A 14915-nucleotide genomic window follows, 5' to 3' on the forward strand; every position below is an offset into this window, starting at 1 on the left:
GTACGACGATCCCCGCCGGAGGTATTCCGTGACCGACGTCCGCAAGCGGCAGAGCGTGGCCATCGTGGGAGCAGGAGCGGCGGGCACCCTCACCGCCGTCCAGCTCTGCGAGACGGCGCACCGCCGCCGGACCCCGCTCGACCTCGTCCTGATCGACCCGGCCCCGGAGGCGGGCCGGGGCACCGCCTACGCCACTCGCGACCCCCGGCACCGCCTCAACGTGCCCGCCGGCAACATGAGCGCCTACCCGGACGACCCCGGGCACTTCCTGCGCTGGCTGTGCCGGCACGGCGAACCCACCGTCACCGGGGCCGACTTCGCCACCCGCTACCGCTACGGCGCCTACCTCGCGGACACCCTCGGTCAGGCCCTCGTGCGCGCCCACGGCACGGTCGCGGTCCGCCGGCTGCGCACCCGCGCGGAGTCCTGTACCGGCGCCCCCGACGGCCGGGTGGTACTCCACCTCGCCGCCGGGGGACCCGTGCTCGCGGACAGCGCCGTGCTGGCCACCGGTCCCGCCGGGGCCACCGGCGGCTGGGCCCCGCCCGCCCTGCGCGCCTCGGACCGGTTCGTCGGCACCCCGTGGGCGCCGGGTGCCCTGGACCCCGTACTGGACAGCCCCGAGGACGTCCTGCTGGTCGGCACCGGTCTGACCGCCGTCGACCTCGCCCTCACCCTCGACCGCCCCGGCCGTGCCGTGCACGCTCTGTCCCGCAGCGGGCTGCTGCCCCAGCCGCACGCCCTCGGACCGGCCGGCGCGATGCCCGCCCCGGAGGGCCTCGACGACACCTCGCTGGGCCGGCTGCGCCGCGCGGTCTACCGCCAGGTGAGCCGCTCGGTACGCACCCACGGCGACTGGCGCCCGGGCCTGGACAGCCTCCGCCCGCACACCGCACGGCTGTGGCGCAGCCTCACCCCCGAGGAGCGCGAGGAGTTCCTGGCCCGCGAGGGCGCCCTGTGGAACACCCACCGCCACCGGATGGCCCCCGTCACCGCGGAACACGTCTCCCGCGCCCGCACCGCACGCCGCCTGCACGTCCACACCGGCACCGTGGCCCGCGTGACGGCCGGCCAGTCCGGCCCTCTCGCCGTCGAGCTGTCCAACGGCCATGTGGTGCACGTCGGCTGGGTGGTGGACTGCACCGGACCCGGCCGCCGTCTGGACGCGCCGTTGTGGCAGGCCCTGTTCACCGCCGGGCTCGCCGTCCCCGGACCGCTGGGCATGGGCGCGGCCACCCGCGACGGACGGCTCCTCGATGCCCAAGGCCGCGCCGCGAGGCCCCTGTTCACGCTCGGCGCCCCGCGCCGCGGCGAGCTGTGGGAGACCACGGCGATCCCCGAGATCCGCGTCCAGGCCGCCGAGCTGGCCCAGCGGCTGCTGCCGCTGCCCGGGCGCGGTCGGGCCTCCCGGCGTCCCCTCGACGGCCACGGTCTGCCGCTCTCCACCCACGCCGAGGCGGCCGCCGCCTACCGCAGCGGTCTCGACCGGGTCCTCAAGGTGCGCTCCGGCGCCGAGGACGCCCTCGCCCGCGCGGTCGCCCTCGACCCCGGCTTCGCCCTCGGCCACGCGGCCCTCGCCCTGCTGGGCCACGAGTGCGCCGCCGCCGTCGACGTGCCCCGCGCCCTCGCCGACGCCCAGCGCTCGGCCCGCGAGCACGCCGACGAACGCGAACGGTCCTTCGTGGACGTGGTCACCCGCCGGGTGACCGGCGACGACGGGGACCAGGCGCTCGTACGGCATCTGCGGGAGCACCCGGGAGACGCGCTGGCGCTCGCGGCCGCCGTGCCCACCATCGCGTTCTCCGGGGTGAGCGATCTCCAGGACGACGACGCCCTGCGCCTGCTCGACCTGACCTCGCCGGCCTACGACGGGCACTGGTTCCACACCTCGCTGCTGGCCTTCCTGCGCCAGGAGCAGGGCCGGCTGCACGAGGCGGGCGAGCTGGCCCACCGCGCGCTGGCCGCCGAGCCCGCCTCCGGGCACGCGGTGCACGCCCTGGCCCACGTCCACTACGAGTCCGGGGCGCACGAGGCGGGCCGGGACTGGCTCGACGGCTGGGTGTCCGGGCGCGGACGGGGCGCGGTGCACCGGGCGCACTTCTCCTGGCACATCGCCCTGCACGAACTCGCCCTCGACGACCCGGCCGCGGTCCGCCGCCGCTGGTTCGCCCAGCTCGCGCCGGGCCGGGTGCGCGGGGTGCGGGCCCTGGTGGACTCCGGTTCGCTGCTCTGGCGGGCCCGGCTCAGCGACAGCTGGGACGGGGACCTGCCGGCGGCGGACGTCCTGGACTCGGTGGCCCGGGAGGTGCTGGAGCGGCCCGCGACCGCGTTCACCGCGCTGCACGTGGCCGTCGCCCTCACCGCCGCCGGCGACCTGCCCGCGCTGCGCAGGCTGCGCGACCACGCGGCCGCCGCCGACCCGGTGCAGCGGGAGGTGATCGCGCCCCTGTGCGAGGCCTTCGCCGATCTCGTCGAGGAGCGCTTCCACGAGGCGGCCCGGGGGCTCGACGCCCTGCTGCCGGTGCTGCGCAGGGTCGGCGGCAGCGCGGCCCAACGGGAGGTCGTGGCGGAGACGTTGCTGTACGCGCTGGTCGCGGGCGGCCGCTGCGACGCCGCCCGGCGTCTGCTGGACGCCCGGCTCGACCGCACACCGGCGCCCCGCGACCGGCGGTTGCGCGCGGCACTGCCCGCCTGAGCCGACGGCACGGTTCCGCGTCCCCGCCGGACCACCGGCGGGGACGCGCACCCGGACACCCCAGCCGCCGGCTTCACCCAGGCCTGCGACTGCTTCCCCGAGCACCGGCGGCGGGCGGCATCCGCGAGGCGATCCCGGGCGGCAGGGGCGGTGCCCAGCAGGTCCACGCCCCGACCTGATCTCCCGACACGCGCTCGGCCTTTCTCCGCATCCACCGCGACCGGCCGGGAACGGGCGGCGCTACCCGGCCTGTTCCGGGCGTTCCGGCTGCCAGCCCAGGGCCCGGGAGATGCCACGGGCCGCCAGCCGTACCGCCGGGACCAGCGCCGGTACCTGGGCGTCGGCCTGGGGCACCACCACGGAGACGGCCGAGACCACCTGCCCCGTCGCCCCGCGCACCGGAGCCGCCACCGACAGCGCGTCGTCGGTCACCTGACGGCTGCTCACCGCGACCCCGGTGCGCCGCACCTCGGCGAGCGAGCGCCGCAACCGGCCCGGATCCGTGATGGTGTAGGGGGTGAAGGCGTCCAGCTGGCCTGCGCAGTAATCCAGTTGGAACGCGCGGCTCTCGTGCGCGAGCAGGGCCAGGCCCACCCCCGTCGCGTGCAGCGGCCAGCGGGCGCCCACCCGGATGTGCACGCCCACCGCCGAACGCCCGGACAGCCACTCGATGTAGACGACCTCGGATCCGTCCCGCACCGCCAACTGCACGTTCTCATGGGTCGCCTCGTACAGGTCCTCCAGATACGGCAGCGCGACCTGGCGGAGCGCCAGCCCCCGGGGCGCCAGCGCGGCCAGCTCCCAGAGCCGCAGCCCCACGTGGTAGAAACCGTCGGCGTCCCGCTCCAGCGCGCCCCACGTGGTGAGCGCGCCGACCAGGCGGTGCGCGGTGGTCAGGGAGAGCCCGGCCCGGCGGCTGATGCCGCTCAGGCTGAGCGCCGGATGCCCGTGGTCGAACGCGGCCAGCACCGACAGCAGCCGCTCGGGTGCGGAGCGGGCGGCGGCGGTCATGGCCGGTCGGCGACGCGCAGCAGCAGAGCGTGGAGCGCCCGGCGCTCGGCGGGGTCGAGCGGGCCCAGCAGATCGTCGGTGACCCGCCGGCCCGCCTCGTCGGTGTCCCGCAGGAAGGCACCGCCGGCCTCGGTGAGGACGACGATCCGGCTGCGGCGGTCGTCGGGGGAGGGGCGCCGCTCGGCGAAGCCCAGCTGCTCCAGGTCGTCGACCAGGCCGACGATCGCGCTCGGGTCGTAGCCGAGCCGGGTGCTCAGCTCCCGCTGGAGCGCCCCCTCCGAGGTGGCGAGGAAACGCAGCACCGCGTAGTGGCGCAGCCGTACCCCCGACTCCTGCAGGAACGTGTTGAAGAGCTGCCCCGAGCGCAGGCCCAGGCGGTACAGCAGGTAGCCCGTGTCCGCGTGCAGCCCGCGCATCCACGGTTCGTCCGCGTCGATCGAGGTCGGGTTCTCGGTGTGCTGGCGGGTGATGGCCGTCTCCCTGGTCCGGGCCCCGGCGGCGGGGGCGGTCTGTGGCGCGGGGTCCAGCATGGCGCACCCGTGGATGGGCAACAACTATTGACGACAACAATTATTGCTCTTAGCTTCGATCTCGAAGCCCCGCCCGTCTCGTCCGAGAAGCCCCGCCCGTCTCGTCCGAGAAGCCGCATCCGTCGTACCCGCGAGCCGCACCCGTCGTACCCGAAGGGACATCGCCCGTGCCCAGCATCGATCTCACCGGCCAGGCCGCCCGTTCCGTCACCGACCAGGCCATCGGCATCGGCGGCGACAAGGTGGCACTCTGGTCGCACCCGCAGGAGATCCGGGCGGCCTGGGCCGACGGCGGCTGGACCCCCGACACCCTGGCCGACGCCTTCCCCACGACGATCGGTGCCGAGCTCCAGACGGTCGGCATCCCGGCGCCCGGGCTCCCGGAGGCGTGATGGACATCGGGGCACTCACGGCGATCGACGTCCACACCCACGCCGAGGTCTCCGCCACGGGGCACTCCTCCCTCGACGACGACCTGCACGACGCCTCCTCCGCCTACTTCAAGGTCGAGGGCAAGCGGAAGCCGACCATCGAGGAGACCGCGGCCTACTACCGTGAGCGGAACATGGCCGCCGTGATCTTCACGGTGGACGCCGAGTCCGCGACCGGCACCGCGCCCGTCCCCAACGAGGAGGTCGCCGAGGCCGCCGCCGCCAACGCGGACGTCCTGATCCCCTTCGCCTCCGTCGACCCCTTCCGGGGCAGGGCGGGAGTCCGGCAGGCCCGGCGCCTGGTCGAGGAGTACGGCGTCAAGGGCTTCAAGTTCCACCCCAGCGTCCAGGGCTTCTTCCCCGACGACCGGGCGGTGGCGTACGGCCTCTACGAGGTGATCGAGGAGACCGGCACCATCGCCCTCTTCCACACCGGACAGACCGGCATCGGCGCCGGCGTGCCGGGCGGCGGCGGGATCAGGCTGAAGTACTCCAACCCGCTGCACGTGGACGACGTGGCGGCCGACTTCCCGCACCTGAAGATCATCCTGGCGCATCCGTCCTTCCCCTGGCAGGACGAGGCCCTGGCGGTCGCCACCCACAAGCCGGGCGTGCACATCGACCTGTCCGGCTGGTCGCCGAAGTACTTCCCGCCGCAACTGGTCCAGTACGCCAACACGCTGCTCAAGGACAAGGTGCTGTTCGGCTCCGACTTCCCCGTCCTCACCCCCGACCGGTGGCTCGCCGACTTCGCGAAGCTGGCGATCAAGGACGAGGTCCGGCCGAAGATCCTCAAGGAGAACGCCGCCCGTCTGCTCGGACTGACCAAGCCGTAGGGGGCCGAGATGCGCAACGAGGGACTGGGGTCGTGGCCCGCACGCCGGGCCCGCAAGACCCCGCACCGCACGGCGCTGGTACACGGTGAACAGACCACCGACTACGGCACGTTGTACACGCGCACCACCCGTCTCGCGCACGCCCTGCGCGCCCGGGGCGTCCGCCGCGGCGACCGCGTCGCCTACCTCGGCCCCAACCACCCCGCCTACCTGGAGACCCTCTTCGCGGCCGGTACCCTCGGCGCGGTCTTCGTCCCGCTCAACACCCGGCTGGCCGGCCCGGAGATCGCCTACCAGCTCGCCGACTCCGGCGCCAAGGCCCTCCTGTACGGCCCCTCGCACGCCGGTCTCGTCGCGGGCCTGCCCGGCACCACCGACGTCCGGACGTACGTCGAAGTCGGCCCTGAGTACGAGGAGTCGCTCGCGTCGGCGGTGGACGACCCGATCGACGAACCCGTCACCCCCGACGACACCTGCGTCATCATGTACACCTCGGGGACGACCGGCCGCCCCAAGGGCGCCATGCTCACGCACGCCAACCTGACCTGGAACGCGGTCAACGTCCTGGTCGACACCGACCTGATCGCCGACGAACGCGCCCTGGTCTCGGCCCCGTTGTTCCACACGGCGGGCCTCAACATGCTCACCCTGCCGGTCCTCCTGAAGGGCGGTACCTGTGTCCTGGTGGCGGCCTTCGACCCGGAGGCGACCCTCGGCCTGATCGAGGAACACCGGATCACCTTCATGTTCGGGGTGCCGACGATGTTCGACCAGGTGGCCCGCCACCCGCGCTGGCAGACCACCGATCTCTCCTCCCTGCGCATCCTCACCTGCGGCGGCTCCCCGGTCCCGACCCCGCTGATCGCGGCCTACCAGGAACGCGGGCTGACCTTCCTCCAGGGCTACGGCATGACCGAGGCCTCCCCCGGCACCCTCTTCCTCGACGCCGAGCACGCGATCGGCAAGGCGGGCTCGGCGGGCGTGCCGCACTTCTTCAGCGACGTGCGGGTGGTACGGCCCGACCTGACCCCGGCCGACATCGACGAACCCGGCGAGGTCATGGTCCGCGGCCCGCATGTGATGCCGGGCTACTGGGGACTGCCGGAGGAGACGGCGGCCGCCTTCGCGGACGGCTGGTTCCGCAGCGGGGACGCGGCCCGCGTCGACGAGGACGGTTACGTCTACATCGTCGACCGCCTCAAGGACGTGATCATCTCCGGTGGCGAGAACATCTACCCCGCCGAGATCGAGGAACTGCTCCTCACCCACCCCGACATCGTGGAGTGCGCGGTGATCGGCGTGCCGGACGACAAGTGGGGCGAGGTGCCGCGTGCGGTGGTCGTCCCCCGCGAGGGCGCCGCCCTCGACCCCGACGAGGTGCTGGCCTCCCTGTCCGGCCGGCTCGCCAAGTACAAGCTCCCGAAGTCGGTGGTGCTCGCGGACGAACTCCCGCGCACCGCCTCCGGAAAGCTCCTCAAGTCCCGGGTGCGCAAGCGCTACGGCTCCGCCAACTCATAGCCAAGGAAAGCGACATGAACATCACCGTCAACGGCCTCGAGGAACTGAAGAAGCTCGCTGGCAGCGACCTGGGGGAAAGCGAGTGGATCGAGGTCACCCAGGACCGCATCGACACCTTCGCCGACGCGACCGGCGACCACCAGTGGATCCACGTCGACCCCGAGCGCGCCGCCGAGGGCCCCTTCGGCGCCCCGATCGCCCACGGCTACCTCACGTTGTCGTTGTTCATCCCCCTCTTCACCGAGCTGCTGGACGTCCGGGACGTCACCACGAAGGTCAACTACGGCCTGAACAAGGTGCGTTTCCCGTCACCGGTGAAGGCCGGCTCCCGGATCCGGCTGGCCGCCCGGCTGGTGGAGGCCGAGGAGGTGCCGGGCGGGGTGCAGATCACCGTGGAGGGGACCATCGAGATCGAGGGCGGCACCAAGCCGGCCGCCGTGCTGCGGAGTCTGTCGCGGTTCTGCGCCTGATCAGGTGGGCCTGCGCAGCGTCAGGAACCCACCACGTCCACGAAGATGGGGTTGGCATAGAACCACGTGTCCGCCCACGGGTCGCCGTTGCCCGGCTCGTGGGTGATCGGGCCGTGCGGGTCGACGGACGCGCCCAGGTAGCCGGTGCCGTTCCGGTTGCCGTCGCTGCCCCGCAGCCGGACGTAGAAGGACTCGTCGCCCGCGGTGAGCGGGATGCGCAGGGTGTACGTGCCCGTGCGGCCGGACACGTCCTTCGTCCGGACGACCCTGGTGTCGGGTGCCTGCCAGGTGTCGCGGTCGGCGACCGGACCGCGCACCGCGCCCCGGATCACGTCCACGTGCGCCAACCCCGGCAGGATTCCCCGGGCGTTGACCCGGGACGCCGTGGTCACCGTCACGTTCAGGGTGATCCGCTCGCCCCTGCGGACCCGCAGCCGGCCGCCCAGGGTGACGCCGTCGCCGTGGTCGCAGTCCCGCTTCAGGCGGACGTCCAGGCCGTCCAGCAGATGCCCGTGGTCCAGCCAGACCCGGCCCGCCCGCAGCCCCGCCATCACCGCACGGTAGCCGTACCGGGTGACGCCGACGTGGGTGCGGCTGAACTCGCCGGGCCAGAAGTCGCTGCCGGGCTGCGGCGTGTCGGTGTTCACCGGGTCCGGCAGCCGGCCGGTGTTGTCGAAGTTCTGCCCCGGCGGCCAGTCGCCGTTCTTCCAGGTGTCGAAGACCGTGCGGTGATTGTCGGAGTTGGTGGTGATGGTGAACAGACGACCCTCCGACAGCATCGCGTCCCACAGGCCGCCCACCGTCGCCGTAGCCCAGTCGAAACCGCCGTACGTCAGGTACGCGTCCGCCGGGTAACCCGCCCAGGACTGCGCGGAGGGCTTGTTCTCGTACTCGCCGCGGATCGAGGTGGCACCGCGCCGGCCGGGGATCGCGGCGCCCTGCGCGCCGGGCGCGCCCTCCATGCCGATCATGATCTCGGGGGCCGCGTCCCGCCAGTCGCGCATCTCGCCCGGCGAGTCGATGCCCAGCCGCAGCGGGTGGTTGGCGAGGACGAGGACGTCGTCGACATAGCCCGTACGGCGCTGCTCGGCCAGCCACCTGATGGCCTTGACGGCGTGCGCCTCGTTGCGCGCGGCGTCCGCGTCGGCCGCGCCGCCCTTGTCGTAGCCGAGCAGCTTGCCGTCGTAGGCCAGCTCGAACCGCGTGAGCAGGTCGGTCTCGTGGCGGCCCGGCGCGGCGAACACGGTGGCGTGCTCGGCGGCCGGGATGTACCACTCCAGGCCCTGGAAGATCAGCTGACGCGGGTTCTTCCGGCGGGCCTCGAGGATCTCCGCGTGCTCCAGCTTCGCGCCGTGGTAGGCGTGCCCGAAGTTGGAGTGCTCGTTGAACACCATCCAGTCCAGGCCGAACCGGGCGGCGGCCTGGGCCTGCTGGGAGAACGTGTACTTCGCGTCGTGGCTGTACACGGAGTGGACGTGGTGGTCGCCGACCAGATAGGCGAGGCGGGGGTCGGCGCCGCCGAGGCCCCGTCCGGTGGCGGCCGACGCGGGGGTGGCCGCCGGGCCGAGGGCGAACGCGGCACCGAACAGGCCCGCACGGCGCAGGAGTCCGCGTCGGGACACGCCCTGGGCGTCCAGGTCGGCGGGGGAGACGGCAGGATCGGCCCAGCTGGGCAGCTGCTGCTCGGTCATGATGGTGATCCTCGTGACGGGGGTCAGTGGGTCATGAAGGAGGAGACGGGCAGTGCCCGGGAGACGATCCGGACGTCGCCGAGGCGGCCGTGCAGGATCTGGTCGATCCGGTCCGCGTACTCGTAGCCGCCGAGCAGCCAGGGCTTCCCGGCCGAGGCGATGCCGGTCGCGGTGGCGTGCGGGTTGCGGGCCACCGGGCAGCCCTGGACGTACATCGTGGTGTGCCGTCCGTCGTTGACGACGGCGAGGTGCCACCAGGTCTCACGGGCGGTCTCGTCGCCCCAGTTGGTGACCAGCTGCCGCTGGTTGAGCGGGTGCATCGCCCACTGCGGACCCGGCCCGTCGGAGAGGGACAGGGTGGCGAGCGGCTCGTCCGGGTCGTCGGTGACCGTGCCGACCGAGCCGTTGCGGCCGGTCCGGCTGACCAGGCCCGACCAGGCGTTGTGCGAGGCGTCCCAGTCGGCGGGCAGCCGGTAGAACGCCTCGATGGTGTAACCGTCCGCGAACGTCGCTGAGTTGAGCGGGGCGCCGTCGATCGTCCGCAGATACGCGCCCCGCAGCGGCGACTTGTAGCCGGTGAACTCCAGGCTGCCGTGGCCCGGCTGGTCCGGGTGGTGGTCCGCCGACCAGCCGAGGGTGCCGCCGCCCACCGAGACCACGGTGAGGTCGTTGCCGTGACCGGACAGGTCACGGACCGTACCGGAGACCGCCGAGTCGAACCGCCAGTAGGCGGCCGTGCCCCGGACCAGCAACTGCGAGGCGGGCCGCGCCGGACGGACCGGCACCGGGGCGAAGCCGGCGAAGCGGTCCTCGAAGTCGATGCCGACGGAGAAGCGGTCGCCGTCGCCGCTCAGCTCCATCTCCTGCCGCTCCAGCTCGTTGAGGCCCTTCTTGGCCCGGCCGAGGATCCACGGCGAGACCGTCTCCACGTCGATGACGTTCCGGTCCAGGTCGAAGTGGTAGAGGCGGATCATCGCCGCGCCGCCGAAGTAGCGGTTCTGGTAGTTCGTCAGGTGCAGGTGCACGTCGTTGCCGGCCGCGTTCTCGCGGGTGGCGCGGCGGGCCGGCCAGAAGTGGCCGTTCAGGGTGAGGAAGATCTGGTCGTGCTCGTCGATCAGCTGGTCCCACAGCTGCTGCCCGTAGTCCGACAACGTGTCGTCGTCCACGACCAGTTCGTGGGTGGTGAGGATGACCGGCGCCTTCGGGTGCCGGGCGATGACGTCCTTCGCCCAGGCGTACCCCTTCGCCGACAGCCGCCAGTCCAGCGCCAGCACCAGCCACTCGCGCCCGGCCGCCCGGAACAGGTGGTAGGTGTTGTAGCCGTCCGAGGAGGCCCCGCCGAACGTCGGCCTGTCCTTGAAGCGCTGCGGCCCGAAGGCGTCCAGGTACGGCGTGTCCCCGCGCTGGTCGTCCGTGGACGACCTGATGTCGTGGTTGCCGGCCAGCACGCTGTAGCCGATCCCGCGCCGGTCCAGGATCCCGAAGGCCTTGCTGATCGCCGCGAACTCCTCCGCGGCCCCGTTCTGGGTGAGGTCGCCCAGGTGGCTCAGGAAGACGATGTTCTCGTCGGCCGCACCGCCCTGCTCCAGGAGATACCGCAGGGACGCCTCGATCGGCGCCGGGTTGATGCTCGGCCCGTCGAAGAGGTACTGGGTGTCGGGCATCACCGCGAGGGTGAAGCGACGGCTCTCCGGGTCGGGCCGCCGGCCGGAGCCGGCGGACGCCTCGGCGACGGCCGGCAGCGCGACCCCGGCGGTGGCGGCGGCGCCGAGCAGCGCGGTGGCCCTGAGGAAGTTGCGTCTGCCGGCTCCGGCCTGTGCGGCCTCGCCCTGGGCGTGGTCATGCGACGTACACACGTGTGCTCCGTGGATAAGGAGAAGTGACGGCGAAGGGCGTGGGGGGATCTCAGAGGACGCGCAGGGTCCAGCTCCAGCGGTGGACGCCCGGTGCGACGAGGTAGGAGGGGAAGGTGTCGGGACCGCACGAGGCCGTACCGAGGCCCCGGTGTGCGGCGTCGATGTGGACCACGCAGCCGGCCCGGGGCACGAGCTGGTCGTGGTGGGTGACGGCGGTGAGGTCCTCGGCGCGGTAGCGGCTGACGGAAACCTGGCGGGGCTCGTCCAGCTCGACCGCGAGTCCGGTGGCGTCCGGCGCCGACAGCGTGAACCGCCGTACGCCATGGCGGCCACCGCTCTCCTGGGGCCGCAGATACGGGGTGAACAGCTCGTCCACCGGGAGCGAGTGATGGCCGACCGGGGCGCCGGCGGCACGGTCCGGGTACGACTCCCAGGGACCCTGACCGAACCACTCCAGCAGATCCAGCCCGGCCACCGTCTCGAAGACCGAGCCGACCCGGGCCACGTCGTCGAACTCCGCGGGCAGCTCGGCCGACTCCTCGACCCGGATGCCGCCCTCCACGGCGGTGAACTCCTGTCGGTGCCGCACGACTCCCGTCGTACCGGCGTACTCGGCCAGCACGGTGACCCTCCCCCAGCCTTCGGCCGGGGGGACCCCCATCTCGCTTCGCTCGTGCTCCTGCCGTACCGAGACCGCCTTGCGCACCAGGCCGTCCAGACCCCAGGCCCGCCAGCGCGGCGCGATCCCGCCCAGCTCGTCGTTGTCGGTGGGCGCCCGCCACAGGGACAGCGTCGGTGCGGCCGTCAGCAGCGGGTGCAGCAGCAGGCCCTCGCCGTCCACCTCGACCCGCGCCCCGCCCGGGACGGCCGCCCGCACCGGGTCGGGAGCCCGCAGCCGGATCTGCGGCGCGCACACCTCGGTACCGGCCGGCGCCCAGGCCTGGTCCTCGGCCGTGGTCACGCGCAGCGTCAGCCACGCCTCGCCGCCGTCCGCCGGCACCTCGAAGGGCAGCGGTACGGCCGCGGTCTCGCCGGGGCACAGCTCGGGCAGCTCGGCCGGACCGGTCAGGGTACGGCCGTCGGCCAGCGCCAGCTCCCAGGTGCCGGTCAGCCAGTCGAAGCCCCGGAAGTGCTGGTGGTTGGCGAGCACGATGCCCTCGTGCCGGAAGCACCGGATGCGGACCGGCGCCGCGATCTCCCGGTGCTCGTACATCGCGGGCTTGGGGGTCCGGTCCGGGAAGACCATGCCGTCCGCGACGAACGCCCCGTCGTGCGGGGCCTCGCCGAAGTCGCCGCCGTACGCCCAGCGGTGGCCGGGCGCGGCGACACCGTTGTCGTACAGTCCGGCGCCCGCGCGCCCGACCGGTCTGCCGTCGCTCACCCGCTGGAGGATTCCGTGGTCCCAGAACTCCCAGATGAACCCGCCCTGAAGACCCGGAGTGGACTCGATGGCAGCCCAGTGGTCGGCCAGCGTGCCGTTGCTGTTGCCCATGGCGTGCGAGTACTCGCACTGGATCAGCGGTTTCGTCTGCTCCCCGGACAGCGCGTGCGCCACACAGTCCTCCAGCGGCGCGTACATCGGGCAGGCGATGTCGGAGGCCACGTCCGGGTCCGCCCAGCCGCGCTTGGCCGCCCCCTCGTACTGGACCGGCCGGGTCGGGTCGTGCCGCCGTACCCAGCCCGCCGCCGCGTCGTGGTTGGCCCCGTAGTCGGACTCGTTGCCCAGCGACCAGATGATGACCGACGGATGGTTCTTGTCCCGCAGCACCATGCGGGAGACCCGGTCCACGAAGGCGTTCAGATAGCGCGGGTCGTCGGCGATCTCGTGCGCGTGGTCGTGGGACTCGATGTCGGCCTCGTCGACGACGTAGAAGCCCAGCTCGTCGGCGAGGTCGTAGAGCGCGGGGTCGTTCGGGTAGTGCGAGGTGCGGATCGCGTTGAAGCCGAACCGCTTCAGCACCACCAGGTCCGCGCGCACGTCGTCGTAGGACACCGTCCGCCCGGTGAGGGGGTGGAAGTCGTGCCGGTTGACGCCGCGAACGAAGATCCGCTCGCCGTTGACCAGCAGGTCCCGGCCGACGATCTCGACGTCCCGGAAGCCGATGCGGTGGTACGACGTGTCGGCGACCGTGCCGTCCGCGCGGTGCAGCCGGACGGTCAGCCCGTACAGCTCGGGCTGCTCCGCGTTCCAGGTGCGCACCTGTAGCACGGTGGCGTGGATGCGGGCCTCGCCCAGGAAGTCGGAGACCCGGTCGTCCTCGGCGTTGAGCCGGTCGAACTCGGCGTCCTGCGCGAGGACTTCACCGTCCAGGTCGCCGGTGACGTACCACCCGTCCGGCAGCGCGCCGCCGTAATCCCGTACGGCGCAGTCCACCCGCAGCCGGCCGTCCCGCCGCGCTCGCACGGTCACGTCCGCGAGATACAGCGGGTCGGTCGCGTACAGCAGCACGGAGCGGGTGATCCCGCCGTGCCACCAGTGGTCCTGGTCCTCGATGTGCGAGGCGTCCGACCACTTGACGACGGTGAGCCGCAGGACCGACCGCCCGCCGGGACGCACGGCCTCGGTGAGGTCGAACTCGGCGGCCAGGTGGGAGTCCTTGGAGATGCCCACGGGCCGCCCGTCCACGTGCACGAGGAGCACGCTCTCCGCCGCGCCGACCTGGAGCACGACGCGGCGCCCGGCCCACTCGGCGGGGACGTCCAGTTCCCGCTCGTAGACCCCCGTCGGGTTGGCGGCGGGGGAGTGCGGCGGGAATTCGGGGAACGGCATCCGCACGTTCGTGTACTGCGGCAGGTCGTCCGTGTCCTGCGTGGTCCAGGGGCCGGGGACGTGTGCCGTCGTCCACGCACCGCCGACCGGCGCGTCCGGAGCGGGCAGCAACCGGAAGCGCCAGTCGCCGTCCAGGGGGAGTGCTCCGGAGCGCCGGTCGACGGCGTTCATGGGCAACCGCCCCCAGGAGGTCACCTCGGGTGCCTCCCAGGGGCGGACGGCCACCAGCGGGTCCGTCACTTGATGGCTCCCTTGGCCAGGTCGCCGATGATCTGACGGGCGCCGACCGCGAACACGATCAGCAGCGGGACGAGGGCGAGCAGCGCGCCGGTCATGACCATTCCGTAGTCGGTGGTGCCGTGGGTGCCGTTGAGCTGGGACAGCGCGACCTGGAGGGTGACGTTGTCCGGGTTGGTGAGGGCGATCAGCGGCCAGGCGTAGTCGTTCCACTGGCCCATGAAGGTGAAGATGCCGAGGAAGGCGAGGCCCGGCCGGACCACCGGGAGGGCCACGTGCCAGTACTGGCGGAGGAAGTTGGCCCCGTCGATGCGGGAGGCGTCGAGGAGTTCGTCGTGGATGGCGCCCTTCATGTACTGGCGCATCCAGAAGATGCCGAACGCGTTGGCCGCCGCCGGCACGATCAGCGAGGTCATCGAGCCGATCCAGCCCAGCTTCGCCATGATCACGAACTGCGGGATGGCGGACAGCTGGGCCGGCACCATGAAGATGACCATCAGCAGGGCGAACAGCACGTTCTTGCCCGGGAAGGCGAACTTGGCGAAGACGAAGGCGGCCAGCGAGTCGAAGAACAGGACCAGGAAGGTCACCGAGCCCGCGACCAGCAGTGAGTTCCACATCGACCCGAAGAAGTCGATGTTGTCGAAGAGGCTGCGGGCGTTCTCCAGGAAGTGCGAGCCGGGCAGCAGCTTCGGCGGGTAGGAGAAGATCTCCGACGAGGTGTGCGTCGACATGATCACGGCCCAGTAGAACGGGAAGGCCGAGAGCAGCAGACCGACGATCAGGACGGCGTGCAGGGCGACACCGCGGCCGCGGGTGCCCTTGATGGCCCTGGGGCGGGTTGTGCGTATGGATGCCATGGTGTGCGGC

General features: G+C 72.7%; 10 protein-coding genes and 1 pseudogene. 5 read left to right on the forward strand and 6 right to left on the reverse strand.

Features of this window, described 5'->3' with window-relative positions:
• Positions 1–28 precede the first annotated feature (28 nt).
• Positions 29–2695 carry an FAD/NAD(P)-binding protein gene (locus ACWDGI_RS31010; RefSeq protein ID WP_450764621.1) on the forward strand — a complete coding sequence of 889 codons (2667 nt, stop codon included), beginning with the start codon at positions 29–31 and terminating at the stop codon, positions 2693–2695.
• A gap of 240 nt (positions 2696–2935) precedes the next feature.
• Here the strand turns inward: ACWDGI_RS31010 and ACWDGI_RS31015 are convergent, their stop codons facing one another.
• Positions 2936–3706, reverse strand: a complete 771-nt coding sequence (locus ACWDGI_RS31015) for an IclR family transcriptional regulator (protein WP_450764623.1) — start codon at positions 3704–3706, stop codon at positions 2936–2938.
• The gene (locus ACWDGI_RS31020; protein WP_450764844.1) at positions 3703–4122 is read right to left on the reverse strand and encodes a MarR family winged helix-turn-helix transcriptional regulator; all 420 of its coding nucleotides are present in this window, start codon (positions 4120–4122) and stop codon (positions 3703–3705) included. Before ACWDGI_RS31020 ends, ACWDGI_RS31015 begins: the two co-directional genes overlap by 4 nt.
• A gap of 296 nt (positions 4123–4418) precedes the next feature.
• Here ACWDGI_RS31020 and ACWDGI_RS31025 point away from each other — a divergent pair.
• From ACWDGI_RS31025 to ACWDGI_RS31040, 4 genes and pseudogenes are all read left to right on the forward strand, one after another.
• Positions 4419–4628: pseudogene (locus tag ACWDGI_RS31025) on the forward strand (3-oxoacyl-ACP reductase); the annotation flags it as partial.
• The gene (locus ACWDGI_RS31030) at positions 4628–5503 is read left to right on the forward strand and encodes an amidohydrolase family protein (protein WP_450764625.1); all 876 of its coding nucleotides are present in this window, start codon (positions 4628–4630) and stop codon (positions 5501–5503) included. The pseudogene ACWDGI_RS31025 and the gene ACWDGI_RS31030, both read left to right, overlap by 1 nt.
• Positions 5504–5512: 9 nt before the next feature.
• Complete coding sequence (locus tag ACWDGI_RS31035) at positions 5513–7021, forward strand: acyl-CoA synthetase (protein ID WP_450764627.1); 1509 nt, start codon at positions 5513–5515, stop codon at positions 7019–7021.
• Positions 7022–7035: 14 nt separating this feature from the next.
• On the forward strand, positions 7036–7491 hold the full coding sequence (locus ACWDGI_RS31040; RefSeq protein WP_450764629.1) for a MaoC family dehydratase: 456 nt from the start codon (positions 7036–7038) through the stop codon (positions 7489–7491).
• Positions 7492–7511: 20 nt separating this feature from the next.
• Here the strand turns inward: ACWDGI_RS31040 and ACWDGI_RS31045 are convergent, their stop codons facing one another.
• The 4 genes from ACWDGI_RS31045 to ACWDGI_RS31060 are packed head-to-tail and all read right to left on the reverse strand — an operon-like array spanning position 7512 to position 14905.
• On the reverse strand, positions 7512–9182 hold the full coding sequence (locus ACWDGI_RS31045) for a histidinol-phosphatase (RefSeq protein WP_450764630.1): 1671 nt from the start codon (positions 9180–9182) through the stop codon (positions 7512–7514).
• Positions 9183–9205: 23 nt separating this feature from the next.
• Positions 9206–11038: a LamG-like jellyroll fold domain-containing protein gene (locus tag ACWDGI_RS31050; RefSeq protein ID WP_450764632.1), complete on the reverse strand. Its 1833-nt coding sequence runs from the start codon at positions 11036–11038 to the stop codon at positions 9206–9208.
• A 49-nt stretch (positions 11039–11087) separates the two neighbouring features.
• Positions 11088–14048 carry a glycoside hydrolase family 2 TIM barrel-domain containing protein gene (locus ACWDGI_RS31055; protein WP_450764634.1) on the reverse strand — a complete coding sequence of 987 codons (2961 nt, stop codon included), beginning with the start codon at positions 14046–14048 and terminating at the stop codon, positions 11088–11090.
• Positions 14045–14905, reverse strand: coding sequence for a carbohydrate ABC transporter permease (locus tag ACWDGI_RS31060; protein WP_450764636.1), 861 nt, complete (start codon positions 14903–14905; stop codon positions 14045–14047). Before ACWDGI_RS31060 ends, ACWDGI_RS31055 begins: the two co-directional genes overlap by 4 nt.
• Positions 14906–14915: the final 10 nt, after the last annotated feature.

The sequence above is a fragment of the Streptomyces sp. NPDC001220 genome, assembly GCF_053597895.1.